This window comes from Flavobacterium salmonis, from assembly GCF_903819435.1.
GTDB classification, from domain to species: Bacteria; Bacteroidota; Bacteroidia; order Flavobacteriales; family Flavobacteriaceae; genus Flavobacterium; species Flavobacterium chungangense.
Genome location: NZ_CAIJDP010000103.1, coordinates 1 through 275, shown reverse-complemented (window position 1 = coordinate 275; position 275 = coordinate 1). Strand labels below are relative to the sequence as shown.

The window sequence follows — 275 nt, the reverse complement described above, 5'->3', positions numbered from 1 at the left end:
AGATGTTGAGCTTACCACAAAAGATGTTTTTACGTATTCTGCACAGGATCGTCTCCTTACACAGACCCATCAGATCATAAAAGGAACCTATACAGGTCCTGTTGAACTAATTGCCAGCAATACTTACGACCAACTAGGACAGCTGATTTCTAAAAAAACAGGGAATACCCAGGATCTTCCAACCCAGAAAATAGATTATACCTATAACATCCGTGGCTGGCTGACGGGAATCAACAATATGGCCAACCTGCAGCAGGGAACAGACCCTAAAGATC

1 pseudogene is annotated in these 275 nt (G+C 42.9%); it reads left to right on the top strand.

Annotated features, from left to right (window positions below):
* Nucleotides 1–275 (top strand): annotated as a pseudogene (locus FLACHUCJ7_RS25005) (RHS repeat domain-containing protein); the annotation flags it as partial.